15 protein-coding genes and 3 tRNA genes are annotated in these 14,543 nt (G+C 60.9%); 1 reads left to right on the top strand and 17 read right to left on the bottom strand.

Going from position 1 to position 14,543, the window contains the following annotated elements:
* Position 1 precedes the first annotated feature (1 nt).
* The 15 genes from nuoK to M1E12_RS05575 form a co-directional block, all read right to left on the bottom strand.
* Positions 2-310, bottom strand: a complete 309-nt coding sequence (gene nuoK, locus M1E12_RS05645) for an NADH-quinone oxidoreductase subunit NuoK (RefSeq protein WP_006727580.1) — start codon at positions 308-310, stop codon at positions 2-4.
* Between the two features lie 28 nt (positions 311-338).
* Positions 339-953, bottom strand: coding sequence for an NADH-quinone oxidoreductase subunit J (locus M1E12_RS05640; protein ID WP_113459403.1), 615 nt, complete (start codon positions 951-953; stop codon positions 339-341).
* Positions 954-1,105: 152 nt separating this feature from the next.
* Complete coding sequence (nuoI, locus tag M1E12_RS05635) at positions 1,106-1,594, bottom strand: NADH-quinone oxidoreductase subunit NuoI (RefSeq protein WP_113459402.1); 489 nt, start codon at positions 1,592-1,594, stop codon at positions 1,106-1,108.
* Positions 1,595-1,630: 36 nt separating this feature from the next.
* Complete coding sequence (nuoH, locus tag M1E12_RS05630; RefSeq protein WP_113459401.1) at positions 1,631-2,674, bottom strand: NADH-quinone oxidoreductase subunit NuoH; 1,044 nt, start codon at positions 2,672-2,674, stop codon at positions 1,631-1,633.
* A gap of 12 nt (positions 2,675-2,686) precedes the next feature.
* The gene (nuoG, locus tag M1E12_RS05625) at positions 2,687-4,768 is read right to left on the bottom strand and encodes an NADH-quinone oxidoreductase subunit NuoG (protein WP_479564031.1); all 2,082 of its coding nucleotides are present in this window, start codon (positions 4,766-4,768) and stop codon (positions 2,687-2,689) included.
* A 142-nt stretch (positions 4,769-4,910) separates the two neighbouring features.
* Positions 4,911-5,705: a 5' DNA nuclease gene (locus M1E12_RS05620; RefSeq protein WP_479564030.1), complete on the bottom strand. Its 795-nt coding sequence runs from the start codon at positions 5,703-5,705 to the stop codon at positions 4,911-4,913.
* An 11-nt stretch (positions 5,706-5,716) separates the two neighbouring features.
* Positions 5,717-7,021 carry an NADH-quinone oxidoreductase subunit NuoF gene (gene nuoF, locus M1E12_RS05615; protein WP_113459398.1) on the bottom strand — a complete coding sequence of 435 codons (1,305 nt, stop codon included), beginning with the start codon at positions 7,019-7,021 and terminating at the stop codon, positions 5,717-5,719.
* A gap of 11 nt (positions 7,022-7,032) precedes the next feature.
* Positions 7,033-8,154: an NADH-quinone oxidoreductase subunit E gene (locus tag M1E12_RS05610; RefSeq protein ID WP_310238043.1), complete on the bottom strand. Its 1,122-nt coding sequence runs from the start codon at positions 8,152-8,154 to the stop codon at positions 7,033-7,035.
* An 18-nt stretch (positions 8,155-8,172) separates the two neighbouring features.
* Positions 8,173-8,415 carry a hypothetical protein gene (locus M1E12_RS05605; protein ID WP_113459396.1) on the bottom strand — a complete coding sequence of 81 codons (243 nt, stop codon included), beginning with the start codon at positions 8,413-8,415 and terminating at the stop codon, positions 8,173-8,175.
* A complete protein-coding gene (locus tag M1E12_RS05600) occupies positions 8,415-9,605 on the bottom strand; it encodes an NADH-quinone oxidoreductase subunit D (RefSeq protein WP_113459395.1) in 1,191 nt (396 codons plus the stop codon). Before M1E12_RS05600 ends, M1E12_RS05605 begins: the two co-directional genes overlap by 1 nt.
* 17 nt (positions 9,606-9,622) lie before the next feature.
* Complete coding sequence (locus tag M1E12_RS05595; RefSeq protein WP_479564029.1) at positions 9,623-10,225, bottom strand: NADH-quinone oxidoreductase subunit C; 603 nt, start codon at positions 10,223-10,225, stop codon at positions 9,623-9,625.
* Between the two features lie 18 nt (positions 10,226-10,243).
* The gene (locus M1E12_RS05590; RefSeq protein ID WP_113459393.1) at positions 10,244-10,825 is read right to left on the bottom strand and encodes a NuoB/complex I 20 kDa subunit family protein; all 582 of its coding nucleotides are present in this window, start codon (positions 10,823-10,825) and stop codon (positions 10,244-10,246) included.
* Positions 10,816-11,181, bottom strand: coding sequence for an NADH-quinone oxidoreductase subunit A (locus M1E12_RS05585; protein WP_069043838.1), 366 nt, complete (start codon positions 11,179-11,181; stop codon positions 10,816-10,818). Before M1E12_RS05585 ends, M1E12_RS05590 begins: the two co-directional genes overlap by 10 nt.
* Before the next feature lie 231 nt (positions 11,182-11,412).
* Positions 11,413-11,489 (bottom strand) — tRNA-Asp (locus M1E12_RS05580).
* A 62-nt stretch (positions 11,490-11,551) separates the two neighbouring features.
* Positions 11,552-11,628 (bottom strand) — tRNA-Asp (locus M1E12_RS05575).
* 337 nt (positions 11,629-11,965) lie between these two features.
* On the opposite strand from M1E12_RS05575, the gene M1E12_RS05570 reads away from it, so the two are divergent.
* Positions 11,966-12,041 (top strand) — tRNA-Val (locus M1E12_RS05570).
* A 262-nt stretch (positions 12,042-12,303) separates the two neighbouring features.
* Here M1E12_RS05570 and M1E12_RS05565 read toward each other — a convergent pair.
* Together M1E12_RS05565 and M1E12_RS05560 are read right to left on the bottom strand one after the other, a co-directional pair.
* Positions 12,304-13,356 carry a type I restriction endonuclease gene (locus M1E12_RS05565; protein ID WP_479564028.1) on the bottom strand — a complete coding sequence of 351 codons (1,053 nt, stop codon included), beginning with the start codon at positions 13,354-13,356 and terminating at the stop codon, positions 12,304-12,306.
* A 215-nt stretch (positions 13,357-13,571) separates the two neighbouring features.
* Positions 13,572-14,474: a dihydrodipicolinate synthase family protein gene (locus M1E12_RS05560; RefSeq protein ID WP_113459391.1), complete on the bottom strand. Its 903-nt coding sequence runs from the start codon at positions 14,472-14,474 to the stop codon at positions 13,572-13,574.
* Between the last annotated feature and the right edge of the window lie 69 nt (positions 14,475-14,543).

Here is a 14,543-nt window from a genome sequence, read left to right as displayed (position 1 = left end):
ATCAGCCCTTCATCATGTTGACGTCTTCGACGGCGATGGAGCCGCGATTACGGTAGAAGACCACCAGGATCGCGAGACCGATGGCCGCTTCAGCGGCCGCGACCGTCAGGATAAACAGCGCGAAGACCTGGCCGACGAGGTCGCCGAGGAAGGTCGAGAAGGCCACCATGTTGATGTTGACGGCGAGCAGGATCAGCTCGACCGACATCAGGATGACGATGACGTTCTTGCGGTTCAGGAAGATACCGAAGACGCCGAGGGTGAAGAGGATGGCACTGACCGTGAGGTAGTGGGAAAGACCGATTTCCATTTTTCTGTTCCTTGACCTCGTGCTCGGCTCAGACGCCCTGGCCCGGCTTGACCTTGACCACCTTGACGGCAGTCTCGGGCGTGCGGGCGACCTGGGCGGAGATGTCCTGGCGCTTGACATTGGTGCGGTGGCGGAGCGTCAGCACGATCGCGCCGATCATGGCGACGAAGAGGACGAGGCCCGCAATCTGGAAGAAGAAGACGTAGTCCGTGTAGAGCACGTCACCGAGCGCCTGCGTGTTCTGACGTTCAGCCACGGCCGGGATCGGCTGGGTGATCGCGTTCAGCGCTTCCGGGCTGATGGTGCTGCCGCCGATGACGACGACCAGCTCGACCGCGACGATCAATCCGATCAGGGCGCCGATGGGCGCATATTTCGCAGCCCCTGCCCTCAACTCCGTGAAGTCGATGTCGAGCATCATGACGACGAAGAGGAAGAGAACCGCAACCGCGCCGACATAGACGACCAAGAGGATCATCGCGAGGAATTCAGCTCCTGTGAGGAGCAGAAGGCCCGAAGCGTTGATGAAGGTCAGAATGAGGAACAGGACCGAATGGACCGGGTTCCGAGCCGATATCACCATGAAGGCCGAAGCCACCGCGACAAAGGCGAAGAGATAGAAAAAGAGAGCCTGAAGACCCATGTTGGTGCCTTTTCATCTTCCCCCGGACGAGGGCCCTGCCCCGCCGCCCGATTAGGCGTGACCGATATCCCCATCGGCACGCCCGTTACAAATTTCATCATGTGCCCCGGCGAAGCCCCGCGCTCCGCCTGAGGCGATCGATCCCGAGGGGATCAGCGGTAGGGAGCGTCCATCGCGATGTTGCGCGCGATTTCACGTTCCCAGCGGTCGCCGTTGTCGAGGAGGCGTGCCTTGTCGAAATAGAGTTCTTCGCGGGTCTCGGTGGCGAACTCGAAGTTCGGACCTTCGACGATCGCGTCGACCGGGCAGGCTTCCTGGCAGAAACCGCAGTAAATGCACTTCACCATGTCGATGTCATAACGCACCGTACGGCGGGTGCCGTCGTTGCGGCGCGGGCCGGCCTCGATGGTGATGGCCTGGGCAGGACAGATCGCCTCGCAGAGCTTGCAGGCGATGCAGCGCTCTTCGCCGTTCGGATAGCGGCGCAGCGCATGTTCACCGCGGAAACGCGGGGAAACCGGGCCCTTTTCGAACGGGTAGTTGATCGTCGCCTTCTGCTTGAAGAAGTAGCGCATCGACAGGAAGAAAGCGCCGACGAACTCCTTCAGAAAGACCGAATTGATAGCCTGTGCAATTGCCATCTTATTCTCCAATGCAGCTGAGGTTGCGGCCGGGCATTACGCCCAACCCATCAGCTTCAGCACGAATGCAGTGATGATGACCATGGCGAGCGAGATCGGAAGGAAGACCTTCCAGCCGAGACGCATCAGCTGGTCATAGCGGTAGCGCGGAACGAAGGCCTTCACCATGGCGAACATGAAGAAGACCATGGTTGCCTTCAGCACGAACCAGATGATGCCCGGGACCCAGTTCAGGATCGCGATATCAACCGGCGGCAGCCAGCCCCCGAGGAAGAGGATCGTGGTCAGCGAGCACATCAGTACGATGGCGGCATATTCGCCGAGCATGAACATCATGTACGGGGTCGAACCATATTCGACCATGAAGCCGGCGACGAGTTCGGATTCGGCTTCCGGAAGGTCGAAGGGCGGACGGTTGGTTTCTGCCAATGCCGAGATGAAGAAGATCACGAACATCGGGAAGAGCGCCAGCCAGTGCCAGTCGAGGAAGGAGGCCGGCAGACCCATCATCGTGCCGAGGCCGGTGTTCTGGGCAACCACGATGTCGGTCAGGTTCAGCGAGCCGACGCAGAGCAGGACGGTGACGATGACGAAGCCCATCGAGACTTCGTAGGACACCATCTGTGCTGCCGAGCGAAGCGCGCCGAGGAACGGGTACTTCGAGTTCGAAGCCCAGCCACCCATGATGATGCCGTAGACTTCCAGCGACGAGACCGCAAAGACGAAGAGGATGCCGACATTGATATTGGCGATCACCCATCCGGCATTGACCGGGATGACGGCCCATGTCGCGAGTGCCAGCGTCACGGCGACCAGCGGCGCGAGCAGGAAGACGCCCTTGTTGGCACCTGCCGGGATGATCGGCTCCTTGAAGACGAACTTCAGAAGGTCGGCAAAGGACTGGAAGAGACCCCAGGGGCCGACAACGTTCGGACCACGACGCAGCTGGACGGCTGCCCAGATCTTGCGGTCGGCCAGAAGGATGTAGGCGATGAAGACGAGCAGGCAGACGAGCAGAAGCAGGGACTGCCCGATCATGATGGCCGCCGGCCACACATAGGTGGAAACGAAATTATCCATGGTCCCCTGCCCTTACTCTGCCGCAGCCTTGAAGTTGTTGCGGGCCAATGCGGAGCACTCAGCCATGACGGCCGAAGCGCGTGCGATCGGGTTCGTCAAATAGAAGTCTTTGACCGGCGACGCAAACAGAGACTTGCCCATCTTCCCGGGTTTTTTCGCCAGTGCAGCAATATCGGCCGAGGAGCCCGGCGCGATCTCGTCGATCTCGGCGAAATGCGGGTAGCCTTCATAGAGCTTCATGCGCAGCTGCGAGAGCGAATCGAAGGGCAGCTTCTTGCCGAGCACGTCGGAAAGAGCGCGCAGGATTGCCCAGTCTTCGCGGGCTTCACCCGGCGCGAAGCCGGCGCGGTTGCCCATCTGGACGCGGCCTTCGGTGTTGACCCAGGTGCCCGACTTTTCGGTGTAGGTCGCACCCGGCAGGATGACGTCGGCATGGTGCGCGCCGTTGTCGCCGTGGCTGCCGATATAGACGACGCACTTGGCGGTCTTGGCGGAGAAGTCGAGTTCATCGGCGCCGAGCAGGAAGACGACGTCGAGCGAGGAGAGCATCTGACCGGCGGCAACAGCGCCTTCGCCCGGTACGAAGCCGAGGTCGAGCGCGCCGACGCGCGATGCTGCAGTGTGGAGGACGGCGAAGCCGTTCCACTCGTCCGAGAGAGCGCCGACATCGGCCGCGAGCTTCGCCGCATTCGCCAGAACCGCCTTGCCGTCAGCACCGGTCAGTGCGCCCTGACCGACGATGATCAGCGGGTTCTTGGCGGCCTTCAGCGTCTCGGCAAAGCTGTTCTTGCCGGAAACGAGTTCGGAGAGCGTCTCGGTGCCAGCACCGAGATATTCATAGGGGTAGCGCAGCTCGCCGCCTTCACCGATCACACCGATCGGCAGGCCACCACGGCGCCAGCGCTTGCGGATGCGGGCGTTGAGAACCGCAGCCTCGTAGCGCGGGTTGGCGCCAACGATGAGGATTGCATCAGCGGCTTCAATGCCTTCGATGCCGGCGTTGAAGAGATAGGTCGAGCGACCGAGCGACGGATCAAGTGCCGTCCCATCCTGGCGACAGTCGGTATTCGACGAGCCCAGCGCGTTGATCAGCGACTTCAGCGCAAAGATTTCTTCGACGGAAGCGAGATCGCCGGCGACGGCGCCGATCTTGTCGGCAGAGGTGGACGCGACAGCAGACTTGATCGCGGCGAAGGCTTCGCCCCAAGTCGCGGGCTGCAGGCGGCCGTCCTTCTTGACGTAGGGGCGGTCCAGACGCTGCGTCTTCAGGCCATCCCAGACGAAGCGGCTCTTGTCGGAGATCCACTCTTCGTTGATCTGCTCGTTGACACGCGGCATGATGCGCATGACTTCGCGGCCACGGGTATCGACGCGGATGGCCGAACCGAGTGCGTCCATGACGTCGATCGATTCGGTCTTGCCGAGTTCCCACGGACGAGCGGTGAAGGCGAAGGGCTTCGACGTCAGCGCACCGACCGGGCAGAGGTCGACGACGTTGCCCTGCAGCTCAGACGTCATTGCCTGCTCGAGATAGGTGGTGATCTCGGCGTCTTCGCCACGGCCGATCAGGCCGAGTTCGGCAATGCCGGCGACTTCCGTGGTGAAGCGGACGCAGCGCGTGCAGTGGATGCAGCGGTTCATCACCGTCTTGACCAGCGGGCCGATATACTTGTCTTCCACGGCGCGCTTGTTTTCGGTGTAGCGCGAGCTGTCGATGCCGAAGGCCATAGCCTGGTCCTGCAGATCGCATTCGCCGCCCTGGTCGCAGATCGGGCAATCCAGCGGATGGTTGATCAGCAGGAATTCCATCACGCCTTCGCGGGCCTTCTTGACCATGGGCGTGTTGGTGTAGACTTCCGGCAGTTCGCCGTTCGGGCCGCCACGGATGTCGCGCACGCCCATGGCGCAGGACGCGGCCGGCTTCGGCGGGCCACCCTTCACCTCGACAAGGCACATGCGGCAATTGCCGGCGACCGACAGCCGTTCATGGAAACAAAACCGCGGGACCTCGGCGCCAGCTTCCTCACACGCCTGCAACAGCGTGAAATGATCCGGAACCTCGATCTCTTTGCCGTCGATCTTCAGCTTAGCCATATTCGCCTTCCTGCCTCACGCTTCCGCGCATCCTGCCGTGGCATTCCTGCCGCGACTGACAGCCTTCGTCCGCACCGGATGAAAACTGCCGGTTTTATCCCTCAAGCCCGGCGCATCGCCCCTGCGCGGCCGGACCTTAATCTCACTTTCGTGACCGAAGCTTGCTGCCCGCCAAACGGCGCGCCTGGCCTGCCCAGTCGTCTCGCAGCGCACGGCCGTCGAGACCCAATTCCTTGTCCAGCGCGACGAGCGCCTTCTCATCCATTTCAGCCAGATCCTGGAAGCGGGTGATCCCCCTGCCATTCAGAACCTGTTCGACCTTCGGGCCCACGCCGTCGATCCGCTTCAGATCGTCAGCCTTGCCGGAGGCCTTTTTCGGCTTCGCAGCCGGGGCTGCAAACTCTTCCTTCGCCTTCGGCACCGCCTTGGACTTCGGCGCGGCCTTGGGCTTAGCTGCCGCCTTCACCTGCGGCGGCTCCGCCGGCGTTGCGGCCGACTTCGCCTTTGGTGCTGCCTTGGCCTTTGGCGCCGGCGCTGGCTTGTCAGCCTTGACCGTGACCGCCTTGGCAGGTTCGGCTGCTTTGGCCTTCACCTTAGCTGCCGCCGGCTTTTCAGGCTTGGCCTTCGCCGCAACTGGCGCTGGCTCTGCCGTCTGGACCGGTGCCTCGACGTTTGCCTCGGCTGGCTTTTCCGCCTCTGCCGCCTTGCGCTCGTCCTCAAGCTGGCGCGCGATCTGGCCGGTCACTTCCATGGCGCCCTGGATGGAGCCAAGGAAGAGCTTGCTCATTTGCGCCGCCACGCCGAAACCGAACGCGGTGGCGGCGGCCATGACAGCCGCCGGGTTGGTCATCAGGTCATCGAGGCCTTCGGAGGCACGAGCGTCGGAAGCCGGTTCGTCCGGCCCCTTCTTCCCGCCCTTGTCCGAAGAGCTCGTCATACCTTTCGCCCTTACTCTGCCGCTTCCATGACCACCCCGTGGGCGATCGCGTTGCGGGTGTACTGGTCGATGCGCTTTTCCATCTCGGGACGGAAATGCTTGATGAGGCCCTGGATCGGCCACGCGGCCGCATCGCCAAGCGCACAGATCGTGTGGCCTTCGACCTGCTTCGTCACCTGGAAGAGCATGTCGATTTCACGCTTCTGGGCATTGCCCTTCACCATGCGTTCCATGACGCGCATCATCCAGCCGGTGCCTTCGCGGCACGGCGTGCACTGGCCGCAGCTCTCGTGCTTGTAGAAGGCCGAGAGGCGCCAGATCGCCTTCACGATGTCGGTCGACTTGTCCATGACGATGACAGCGGCGGTGCCAAGGCCGGAGCCGAGCTCGCGCAGACCGTCATAGTCCATAATGGCGTCCTTCATCTGGGCGCCCGGCACGCAAGGTACCGAGGAACCGCCCGGGATGACGGCGAGCAGATTGTCCCAGCCGCCACGGATGCCACCGCAATGCTTCTCGATCAGCTCCTGGAAGGTGATCGACATGGATTCTTCCACCGTGCACGGCTTGTTGACGTGACCGGAGATCGAGAAAAGCTTGGTGCCGGCATTGTTCGGACGGCCGAAGCTCGAATACCAGGCCGCACCGCGACGCAGGATGGTCGGGGCAACGGCAATCGATTCGACGTTGTTGACCGTGGTCGGGCAGCCATAAAGACCCATGTTGGCCGGGAACGGCGGCTTCAGACGCGGCTGGCCCTTCTTGCCTTCGAGGCTTTCGAGCAGGGCCGTTTCTTCGCCGCAGATGTAAGCGCCGGCGCCGTGATGGACCACGATGTCGATGTCGTAGCCAAGCTTGTTGTTCTTGCCGAGCAGACCGTAGTCATAGCACTCGTCGATCGCAGCCTGAAGGGCTTCGCGCTCGCGCATGAACTCGCCGCGGACATAGATGAAGGCATGATGCGCGCCCATGGCGAAGGATGCGATGACGCAGCCTTCGATCAGGGTGTGCGGATCATGGCGCATGATCTCGCGGTCCTTGCAGGTGCCGGGCTCCGACTCATCCGCGTTGACGACGAGGTAATGCGGGCGACCATCCGATTCCTTCGGCATGAAGGACCACTTGAGACCGGTCGGGAAGCCTGCGCCGCCGCGACCGCGAAGGCCGGAGGCCTTCATCTCGTTGATGATCCAGTCACGGCCCTTTTCGAGGATCTGCTTGGTACCGTCCCAGTGGCCGCGCGCCATGGCGCCCTTCAGGGACTTGTCCTTGAGGCCGTAAATATTGGTGAAGATGCGATCCTGATCTCTCAACATAACCTAACCTCTCAGCGCGGCTTCTTGCCGAAGACCTTGATGTATTCCGCTTCGCCGCCCTTGGCGAGCGCCTTGGCCTGCTTGACCCAGTCGTCTCGCTCGATGCGGCCGGAGAACTTGAGATAGGTATCCACCCACTCGCGCTCTGCCTTCTTCCACTTGGCGATCTGCTCGAACTTGTAGATGCCAAGGCCGTTCAGCGTCGCTTCGATCTTCGGACCGACGCCCGAAATCATCTTCAGATCGTCTGGCGTTTCCGGACGGTCGATGCCGGCAGGACGGTTCTTCTCGTCCATGACCGCAGCAGGAGCCGGCGCGGCTTCCTTCTCGACCGGGCGGGCCGTATCGGCGCTGTCGCCCTTCTGCTTGACGTTTTCGGCAGCTGCCTTCTTGGCCGTTGCCGGCGTCTTGAGCTTGGTGTCGGTTTCCGGTGCATCCGTGACCGGCTTTGCGGCATTGGCCGGCGGTACGGACACTTCTTCCGGTTCCGGAGCCGCCGCATCGTTGAAGCGGATCGGCTGGATCTCGCCGGTCAGGGTGGTCGGGCCACCGACCGGTGCGGAGAAGATGCGGTCAACCTGCGGACCGGGCTTGATGTCGGCGCCCTTGCCGGCTGCGAAGCGATCGATGATGTGCTCGAGCTGGGTCGGCGTCAGGTCTTCATAGGCGTCCTTGAAGATCATGACCATCGGCGCATTGACGCAGGCGCCCTGACACTCGACCTCTTCCCAGGACAGCGTGCCCTCGGCATTGCGCTCGAAGGGCTCCGGATGGATCTTCGACTTGCAGACGTGGATCAGGTCTTCCGCACCGCGCAGCATGCAAGGCGTCGTGCCGCACACCTGGATATGGGCGCGGGTGCCGACCGGCTTCAGCTGGAACTGGGTGTAGAAGGTCGCGACTTCGAGGACGCGGATATAGGGCATGTCGAGCTTTTCAGCGACATACTCGATCGCAGCCTTGGTGACCCAGCCTTCCTGTTCCTGCGCACGCATCAGAAGCGGAATGACTGCCGATTGCTGGCGGCCCGCCGGATACTTGCGGATGGTGGCCTCAGCCCAGGTGGCATTTTCCGGGTTGAAGGAAAAGCCTGCCGGCTGGAATTGCTCTTCGGCTAGTCGACGAACGGACATACTTCCTCACGCCTTGTCTCAGTTTATGGAACCACACCGCGTATTCGTCACATTGGCGAATTCGCAGGCATAGGCCGAATTGTCTTTCTGAAGGAATACGAAGAGCTTCGAGCCGGTCCAGCTGGAGCTCTTGATCTCGTATCCATCGCGGATCAGCTTCGCCATCGACACTGTATCCCTCGACGAGACAACGTTGTTGTCCTGGGCCACCGCCTGGGTGGCACCGAGACAGATCAACAGTGCTGCGAGGGTCTTCAGCATCAGCGGTCTACTTCCCCGAACACGATGTCGAGCGAGCCGAGGATCGCCGAGACGTCGGCCAGCTGGTGGCCGCGGCACAGGAAATCCATGGCCTGCAGATGCGCATAACCCGGGGCGCGGATCTTGCAGCGATAGGGCTTGTTCGTGCCATCGGAGACGAGGAAGACGCCGAATTCGCCCTTGGGGGCTTCGACAGCGGCATAAACCTCACCGGCCGGCACGTGGTAGCCTTCGGTGTAGAGCTTGAAGTGGTGGATGAGGCCTTCCATCGATCGCTTCATCTCGCCACGCTTCGGCGGAACGACCTTACCGTCGAGCGACGAGACCGGACCGGTCTTGGCGTCGCCCAGCAGGCGGTTGACGCACTGCTTCATGATCTTCACCGACTCGCGCATTTCGAACATGCGGATCAGGTAGCGGTCATAGCAGTCGCCGTTCTTGCCGACCATGATGTCGAAGTCGAGATCGGCATAGCATTCGTAAGGCTGTGACTTCCGCAGATCCCAGGCAGCGCCCGACCCGCGGACCATGACGCCCGAGAAGCCCCAGGCCCAGCAATCATCGAGGCTGACGACGCCGATATCGACGTTACGCTGCTTGAAGATACGGTTGCCGGTCAGGAGGTCGTCGATGTCGTCGAGCTTTTCCGGGAACTGGTCGCACCACTTGCCGATATCCTCGACCAGTTGATGCGGCAGATCCTGGTGGACACCACCGGGGCGGAAATAGGCGGCGTGCATGCGGGCGCCAGAAGCGCGCTCGTAGAACACCATCAGCTTTTCGCGTTCTTCGAAGCCCCAGAGCGGCGGCGTCAGCGCACCGACGTCCATCGCCTGCGTGGTGACGTTCAGGAGGTGCGACAAGATACGGCCGATTTCCGAGTAGAGAACGCGGATCAGCTGACCACGAATCGGGATCTGGATATCGAGGAGCTTCTCGACGGCCAGCGAATAGGCATGTTCCTGATTCATCGGCGCGACATAGTCGAGACGATCGAAATAGGGCAGCGCCTGCAGATAGGTCTTGGTCTCGATCAGCTTCTCGGTGCCGCGATGGAGCAGGCCGATATGCGGATCGACGCGTTCGACGATTTCGCCGTCCAGTTCAAGCACCAGGCGGAGAACGCCGTGCGCCGCAGGGTGCTGCGGGCCGAAGTTGATGTTGAAGTTGCGAACATTATGCTCGGTCATGGTCCCTGCCCTTCCGCTCACTTGGCCGCTTTTTCATCGCCAGGCAGCACGTAGTCCGTGCCTTCCCAGGGCGAGAGGAAGTCGAAATTGCGGAATTCCTGCTTCAGCTCGACGGGCTCGTAGACGACGCGCTTGGCGCTATCGTCGTAGCGAACCTCGACGAAGCCGGTCGTCGGGAAGTCCTTGCGCAGCGGATGACCCTCGAAGCCGTAATCGGTGAGGATGCGGCGCAGGTCCGGGTGATCGGTGAACAGGATGCCGTACATGTCCCAGGCTTCGCGCTCGAACCAGTCGGCGCCGGGGAAGACCGGGCAGGCCGACGGCACGGGCTTGAACTCACCGGTTGCCACCTTGATACGAATGCGCAGGTTCTGGCGCGGCGACAACAGATGGTAGACCACGTCGAAGCGGTCTTCGCGCTTCGGGTAGTCGACGCCGCAGATGTCGATCAGGTTGACGAAGCCGCACTGGACGTCGTCGCGCAGGAAGGTCAACAGCGGGATCAGGTTTTCGGACTTCGCCGTCAGCGTCAGTTCGCCGAAGCGGATCTCGCTCGACGCGATCAACGCACCGCGCACCTCTGCGAGGTAGGAAGCGAGCTCGTTCAGGGCTTCACTCATGATATCAGTCCCTTCGCCTTACCGCTCGATCGTGCCCGTGCGCCGGATCTTCTTCTGCAGGAGCATCACGCCGTAAAGCAGAGCTTCTGCCGTGGGGGGACAGCCCGGCACGTAGATATCGACCGGCACGACGCGATCGCAGCCGCGCACGACGGAATAGGAATAATGGTAGTAGCCGCCGCCATTGGCGCAGGAGCCCATCGAGATCACGTAACGCGGCTCCGGCATCTGGTCGTAGACCTTGCGGAGGGCGGGCGCCATCTTGTTGGTCAGCGTGCCGGCGACGATCATGACGTCGGACTGGCGTGGGCTAGCGCGCGGCGCAAAGCCGAAGCGCTCCGCGTCGTAGCGCGGCATCGACAGCTGCATCATTTCGACGGCGCAGCAGGCGAGACCGAAGGTCATCCACATCAGCGAGCCGGTACGGGCCCAGTTGATGAGCTCGTCGGTCGAGGTGACGAGGAAGCCCTTGTCGGCCAACTCGTTGTTGATCTCGCCGAAGAAGGCGTCATCGCTGCCGATCGGCTTGCCGGTGTTGGGATCGATGATGCCCTTGGCCTGTGGCGCCACCAGCGTGGTGTTGGACTGGATCACTCCCATTCGAGCGCCCCCTTCTTCCATTCATAGATAAAGCCGACGGTGAGAACACCGAGGAAAACCATCATCGACCAGAAGCCGAACCAGCCGATCTCACCGAAAGAAACTGCCCAGGGGAACAGGAAGGCGACTTCGAGGTCGAAGATGATGAAGAGAATCGACACCAGATAGAAGCGGATGTCGAACTTCATGCGTGCATCATCGAACGCGTTGAAGCCGCACTCGTAGGCCGACAGCTTCTCCGAATCGGGCGCCTTGTAGGCCACGGCAAACGGCGCCACCAGGAGCGCAATACCGATGATCAAGGATATGCCGATAAAGATGGCGATCGGAAGGTAAGAACTGAGCAGATCAGTCATCATATCACCCTGCTTGTCTCGCATGCCATGAGGCATCTAGGGCGGAGGCGACAAGCCGTAAAGAGAGTTGCAACGCGCCGTGGTTAGCGCAGGCAGCCACCCAGCGCAAGTCCAACCAAAGCCTTTTCACTCGATACCCGCAGCCACCTTACCAGCGGGTAAAATGCGTGTCTCGCGCAATCGCGCGTGCAGTGCAAAAAGACACAGCGATGTTGATGTGGACAAGAGAAGTGGCGCGAGTGACGGGGCTCGAACCCGCGACCTCCGGCGTGACAGGCCGGCACTCTAACCGACTGAGCTACACCCGCGCATAAAGTAGGCCTGGCCTACGTCTCGACTGCCTGAGCAGCCTGCCCTGAAAGGCTTGGAATGGCGCGAGTGACGGGGCTCGAACCCGCGACCTCCGGCGTGACAGGCCGGCACTCTAACCGACTGAGCTACACCCGCGCATTTCCAAATCGGGGTTCAAGGCGATCCCCGTCGAGCGGCTTGCCGTTCGATGAGCGGCTCTCTACGGGGTTCATCCGGAGGTGTCAAGCAGGTTTCAAGACAAAACCGTGACCACTCGATTTTTTGCCGGGACCCCTCCCCCGACCCACCTTGGGGCATCAGGTTCGCGACAACGCGCCGCAGGCGCAAAACAAGGATTCTGCTCACTTTTCCACATGCGCCGGAGAGCCGAATGACAAAAAAACAAAAAATCTGCACAAACGCTCTTGCAGATTTTCCGCGATCCGCATAGATCACGGCCACCGACGCGGCGGACATGATCCGATCAGCGCACGGGCGATTAGCTCAGTTGGTAGAGCGCTTCGTTTACACCGAAGATGTCGGGAGTTCGAGTCTCTCATCGCCCACCATTTTTCTTGCCGGTTTTCCCGTATGAGTTTTCAATCGTGCGCGTCGTGATTGCGCGATTATGTTTGTTTGTGAACACTCTGCGGCTTTGTAATCCGTCCGGGGTCCGATTGCCGCGCTTTACACGAGCACGATACGCTCGGCGCAGCGCTACACGCTTCAACAGCTCCGACGAATTGATGCGTCACTGAATACCGCGGCTAGCGAACTCTCGCGATTCGGGATGGTCCGTGGCCATGAAGAGAGGTAGCGGAGCGGGACGACTTATTCAGCGTATCTTCTGGCGGTAGCTCTCAGACGATCGGCAAAATCATAAATCTGATCGAGAGTGTCCACGATGACTCGTTCTTCGTTCTCACCATCGAAAAGACCGATATATTTCACGGAGCGATTGAACCAAAGTCGAGCGAGGGGCTTGCGGTTATTGTTGTCCACCAGGATGCCGCAATACGATTTCTGGTCGCGCATCACCACGCGTTTGGGGGCGATCGTATCCCGCACTATGGCTTTCACGATCATGTAGCCCTCACGCTCCTCGTCAGTGGTTACGACATCTGGCTCTTCTTCAACGGGTACATCGATCTTTTCGATGACTTCCTCTGTATCTGCGAGAGCACTGGAAAGCCGGCTTTTGACAGTGTCCATGATTACTTCGCGGAAAGCTGCCCTCACGACGCCCGTAAACATTTCCCTCACTTGCGCGGTCATTCTGCCCTCATAAACGCTCGCCGACACCAATCTGACGAACTCCTCGGTGGGCTCTTCCACGAGCTTAGATATGACTTGTTTCACCCCGGAGGTGTATTTGAGCCGCTCCGCTGTGGCCAAAATCGCGTTGACGTCGAAAGCCGCCTTCTCGAACTTCCTCAGCTCGGAAAGTATGCCGCTGTTGAAGTCCGCGATATCGAATACGAAGAACGGACGGCTATCCAGTTTGTTGGGCGCATCAAGGTCTGTGTAGAAATTGAAAGTCCTGCCGTTGGTGAGAATGGCAAACTTTGCATTCGTCACGCTGAAGTAGCGGTAAAGCTGATCGAGGTGCTTTTTCTCTAGGCTGACGGAGATTGGTTTGCATTCAATCAGGATGCGGATCTCACCGTCGATTTTGATCGCGTAATCGACCTTCTCACCCTTCTTGCCGACAGCGTCTGCAGTGAACTCGGGGACCACCTCCGAAGGATCGAAAACGTCGTAACCGAGCGACCGCAGAAATGGGAGAACGACCGCCGTTTTGACGGCTTCTTCTGTGGCCATGGTGCTTGAGTGTGATTTCACGCGCTCCGATATCGCGCGGAGGCTTTCTTCTAGTGTGCTCATGTGAATCCCCCTCTGGTTGTCCCAACGTTACCCAAGGCTGCAATGGCGTCAACCGTTTCAACCGATTCCTGATTCCCTCGAGCGCTCGCCATAGCAATTACAGTCAATGCGCAGCCAATTGCTCATGTCCTCGCAGCCGAGCTCGGCCGGACAACAAGGCAAAAAGCCCGCCGGATCGCTCCGACGGGCTTTCTTCGCATCGCTTTCTCTGCAGCTTACTTCCCGCCAACTGGCCTTGTCGCTGCGGCCTTCTCGACCATTGCCGTGACCTCGGCGCGGCGTGCGCCTTCCAGCGGCATGCGGGGCATGCGGACGCGCTCGGAGCCGCGGCCCATGATCTGCTCGGCAAGCTTGATCGACTGGACCAGGTCGTGTTCGGCATCGAGATGCAGAAGCGGCATGAACCAGCGGTAGATTCGGCGGGCTTCCATCCAGTCGCCACGGTCGGCGGCAGCGACGAGCGCCACCGATTCGGCCGGGAAGGCGCTGGTAAGGCCGGAGACCCAGCCCTTGGCGCCGAGCATCAGGCCTTCGAGCGCCACATCGTCAAGGCCGGCGAAGATGTCGTAGCGATCACCAAAGGCGTTGATCAGGTCGGTGAAGCGGCGCGGATCGGGCGCGCTTTCCTTGACGGCCTTGATGTTCTTCACGCCGTCGAGCGCTTCCAGGACTTCCGCGCCGATGTTGACGCGGTAGGCCGGCGGGTTGTTGTAGAGCATGATCGGCAGGCCGGTCGCCTCGGCCACCGTCTTGAAATGAGCAACCAATTCATGGGGTTTCGGCACATAGACCATGGCCGGCAGGACCATAAGCCCGTCCGCGCCGATCTTCTCGGCATCGCGGGCATAGGCGCTCGCGCGGCGGGTGTCGAATTCCGACACGCCCGTCACGACCGGCACGCGGCCATTCACCACTTCGACAGCGGCCTTCAGGATGGTGCGCTTTTCTTCCGGATCGAGCGAATTGTTCTCGCCGCAGGTGCCCATGACAATCAGACCATTGACGCCGTCATTGACGAGGGCATCGAGCACGCGCTGCGTGGCGTCGATGTCGACGGACAAATCTTCATGGAATTGAGTCGTTGCGGCGGGGAAAACGCCGTGCCAGCCGGTGGTCATGGGAAGCTCCTGTTGATGAGGTAAGTTCACCGTATACAGTTTGTCGACAAAAGCAAGAGGCGTGTTTCA

This window comes from Rhizobium sp. K33, assembly GCF_056501445.1.
Note: the sequence above shows the minus strand (reverse complement) of the source record. Positions and strands in the feature narration are given on the sequence as shown.

Bases quoted from the DNA above. Each gene is read 5' to 3' on its own strand.
- M1E12_RS05585 (WP_069043838.1), bottom strand. From the start codon at position 11,181: ATGACTGATCTGCTCAGTTCTTACCTTCCGATCGCCATCTTTATCGGC.
- nuoG (WP_479564031.1), bottom strand. From the start codon at position 4,768: ATGGCTAAGCTGAAGATCGACGGCAAAGAGATCGAGGTTCCGGATCAT.
- M1E12_RS05640 (WP_113459403.1), bottom strand. From the start codon at position 953: ATGGGTCTTCAGGCTCTCTTTTTCTATCTCTTCGCCTTTGTCGCGGTG.
- M1E12_RS05610 (WP_310238043.1), bottom strand. From the start codon at position 8,154: ATGTCCGTTCGTCGACTAGCCGAAGAGCAATTCCAGCCGGCAGGCTTT.
- nuoI (WP_113459402.1), bottom strand. From the start codon at position 1,594: ATGGCAATTGCACAGGCTATCAATTCGGTCTTTCTGAAGGAGTTCGTC.
- nuoF (WP_113459398.1), bottom strand. From the start codon at position 7,021: ATGTTGAGAGATCAGGATCGCATCTTCACCAATATTTACGGCCTCAAG.
- M1E12_RS05560 (WP_113459391.1), bottom strand. From the start codon at position 14,474: ATGACCACCGGCTGGCACGGCGTTTTCCCCGCCGCAACGACTCAATTC.
- M1E12_RS05565 (WP_479564028.1), bottom strand. From the start codon at position 13,356: ATGAGCACACTAGAAGAAAGCCTCCGCGCGATATCGGAGCGCGTGAAA.
- M1E12_RS05590 (WP_113459393.1), bottom strand. From the start codon at position 10,825: ATGGGAGTGATCCAGTCCAACACCACGCTGGTGGCGCCACAGGCCAAG.
- nuoK (WP_006727580.1), bottom strand. From the start codon at position 310: ATGGAAATCGGTCTTTCCCACTACCTCACGGTCAGTGCCATCCTCTTC.
- M1E12_RS05600 (WP_113459395.1), bottom strand. From the start codon at position 9,605: ATGACCGAGCATAATGTTCGCAACTTCAACATCAACTTCGGCCCGCAG.
- M1E12_RS05620 (WP_479564030.1), bottom strand. From the start codon at position 5,705: ATGACGAGCTCTTCGGACAAGGGCGGGAAGAAGGGGCCGGACGAACCG.
- M1E12_RS05595 (WP_479564029.1), bottom strand. From the start codon at position 10,225: ATGAGTGAAGCCCTGAACGAGCTCGCTTCCTACCTCGCAGAGGTGCGC.
- M1E12_RS05605 (WP_113459396.1), bottom strand. From the start codon at position 8,415: ATGCTGAAGACCCTCGCAGCACTGTTGATCTGTCTCGGTGCCACCCAG.
- nuoH (WP_113459401.1), bottom strand. From the start codon at position 2,674: ATGGATAATTTCGTTTCCACCTATGTGTGGCCGGCGGCCATCATGATC.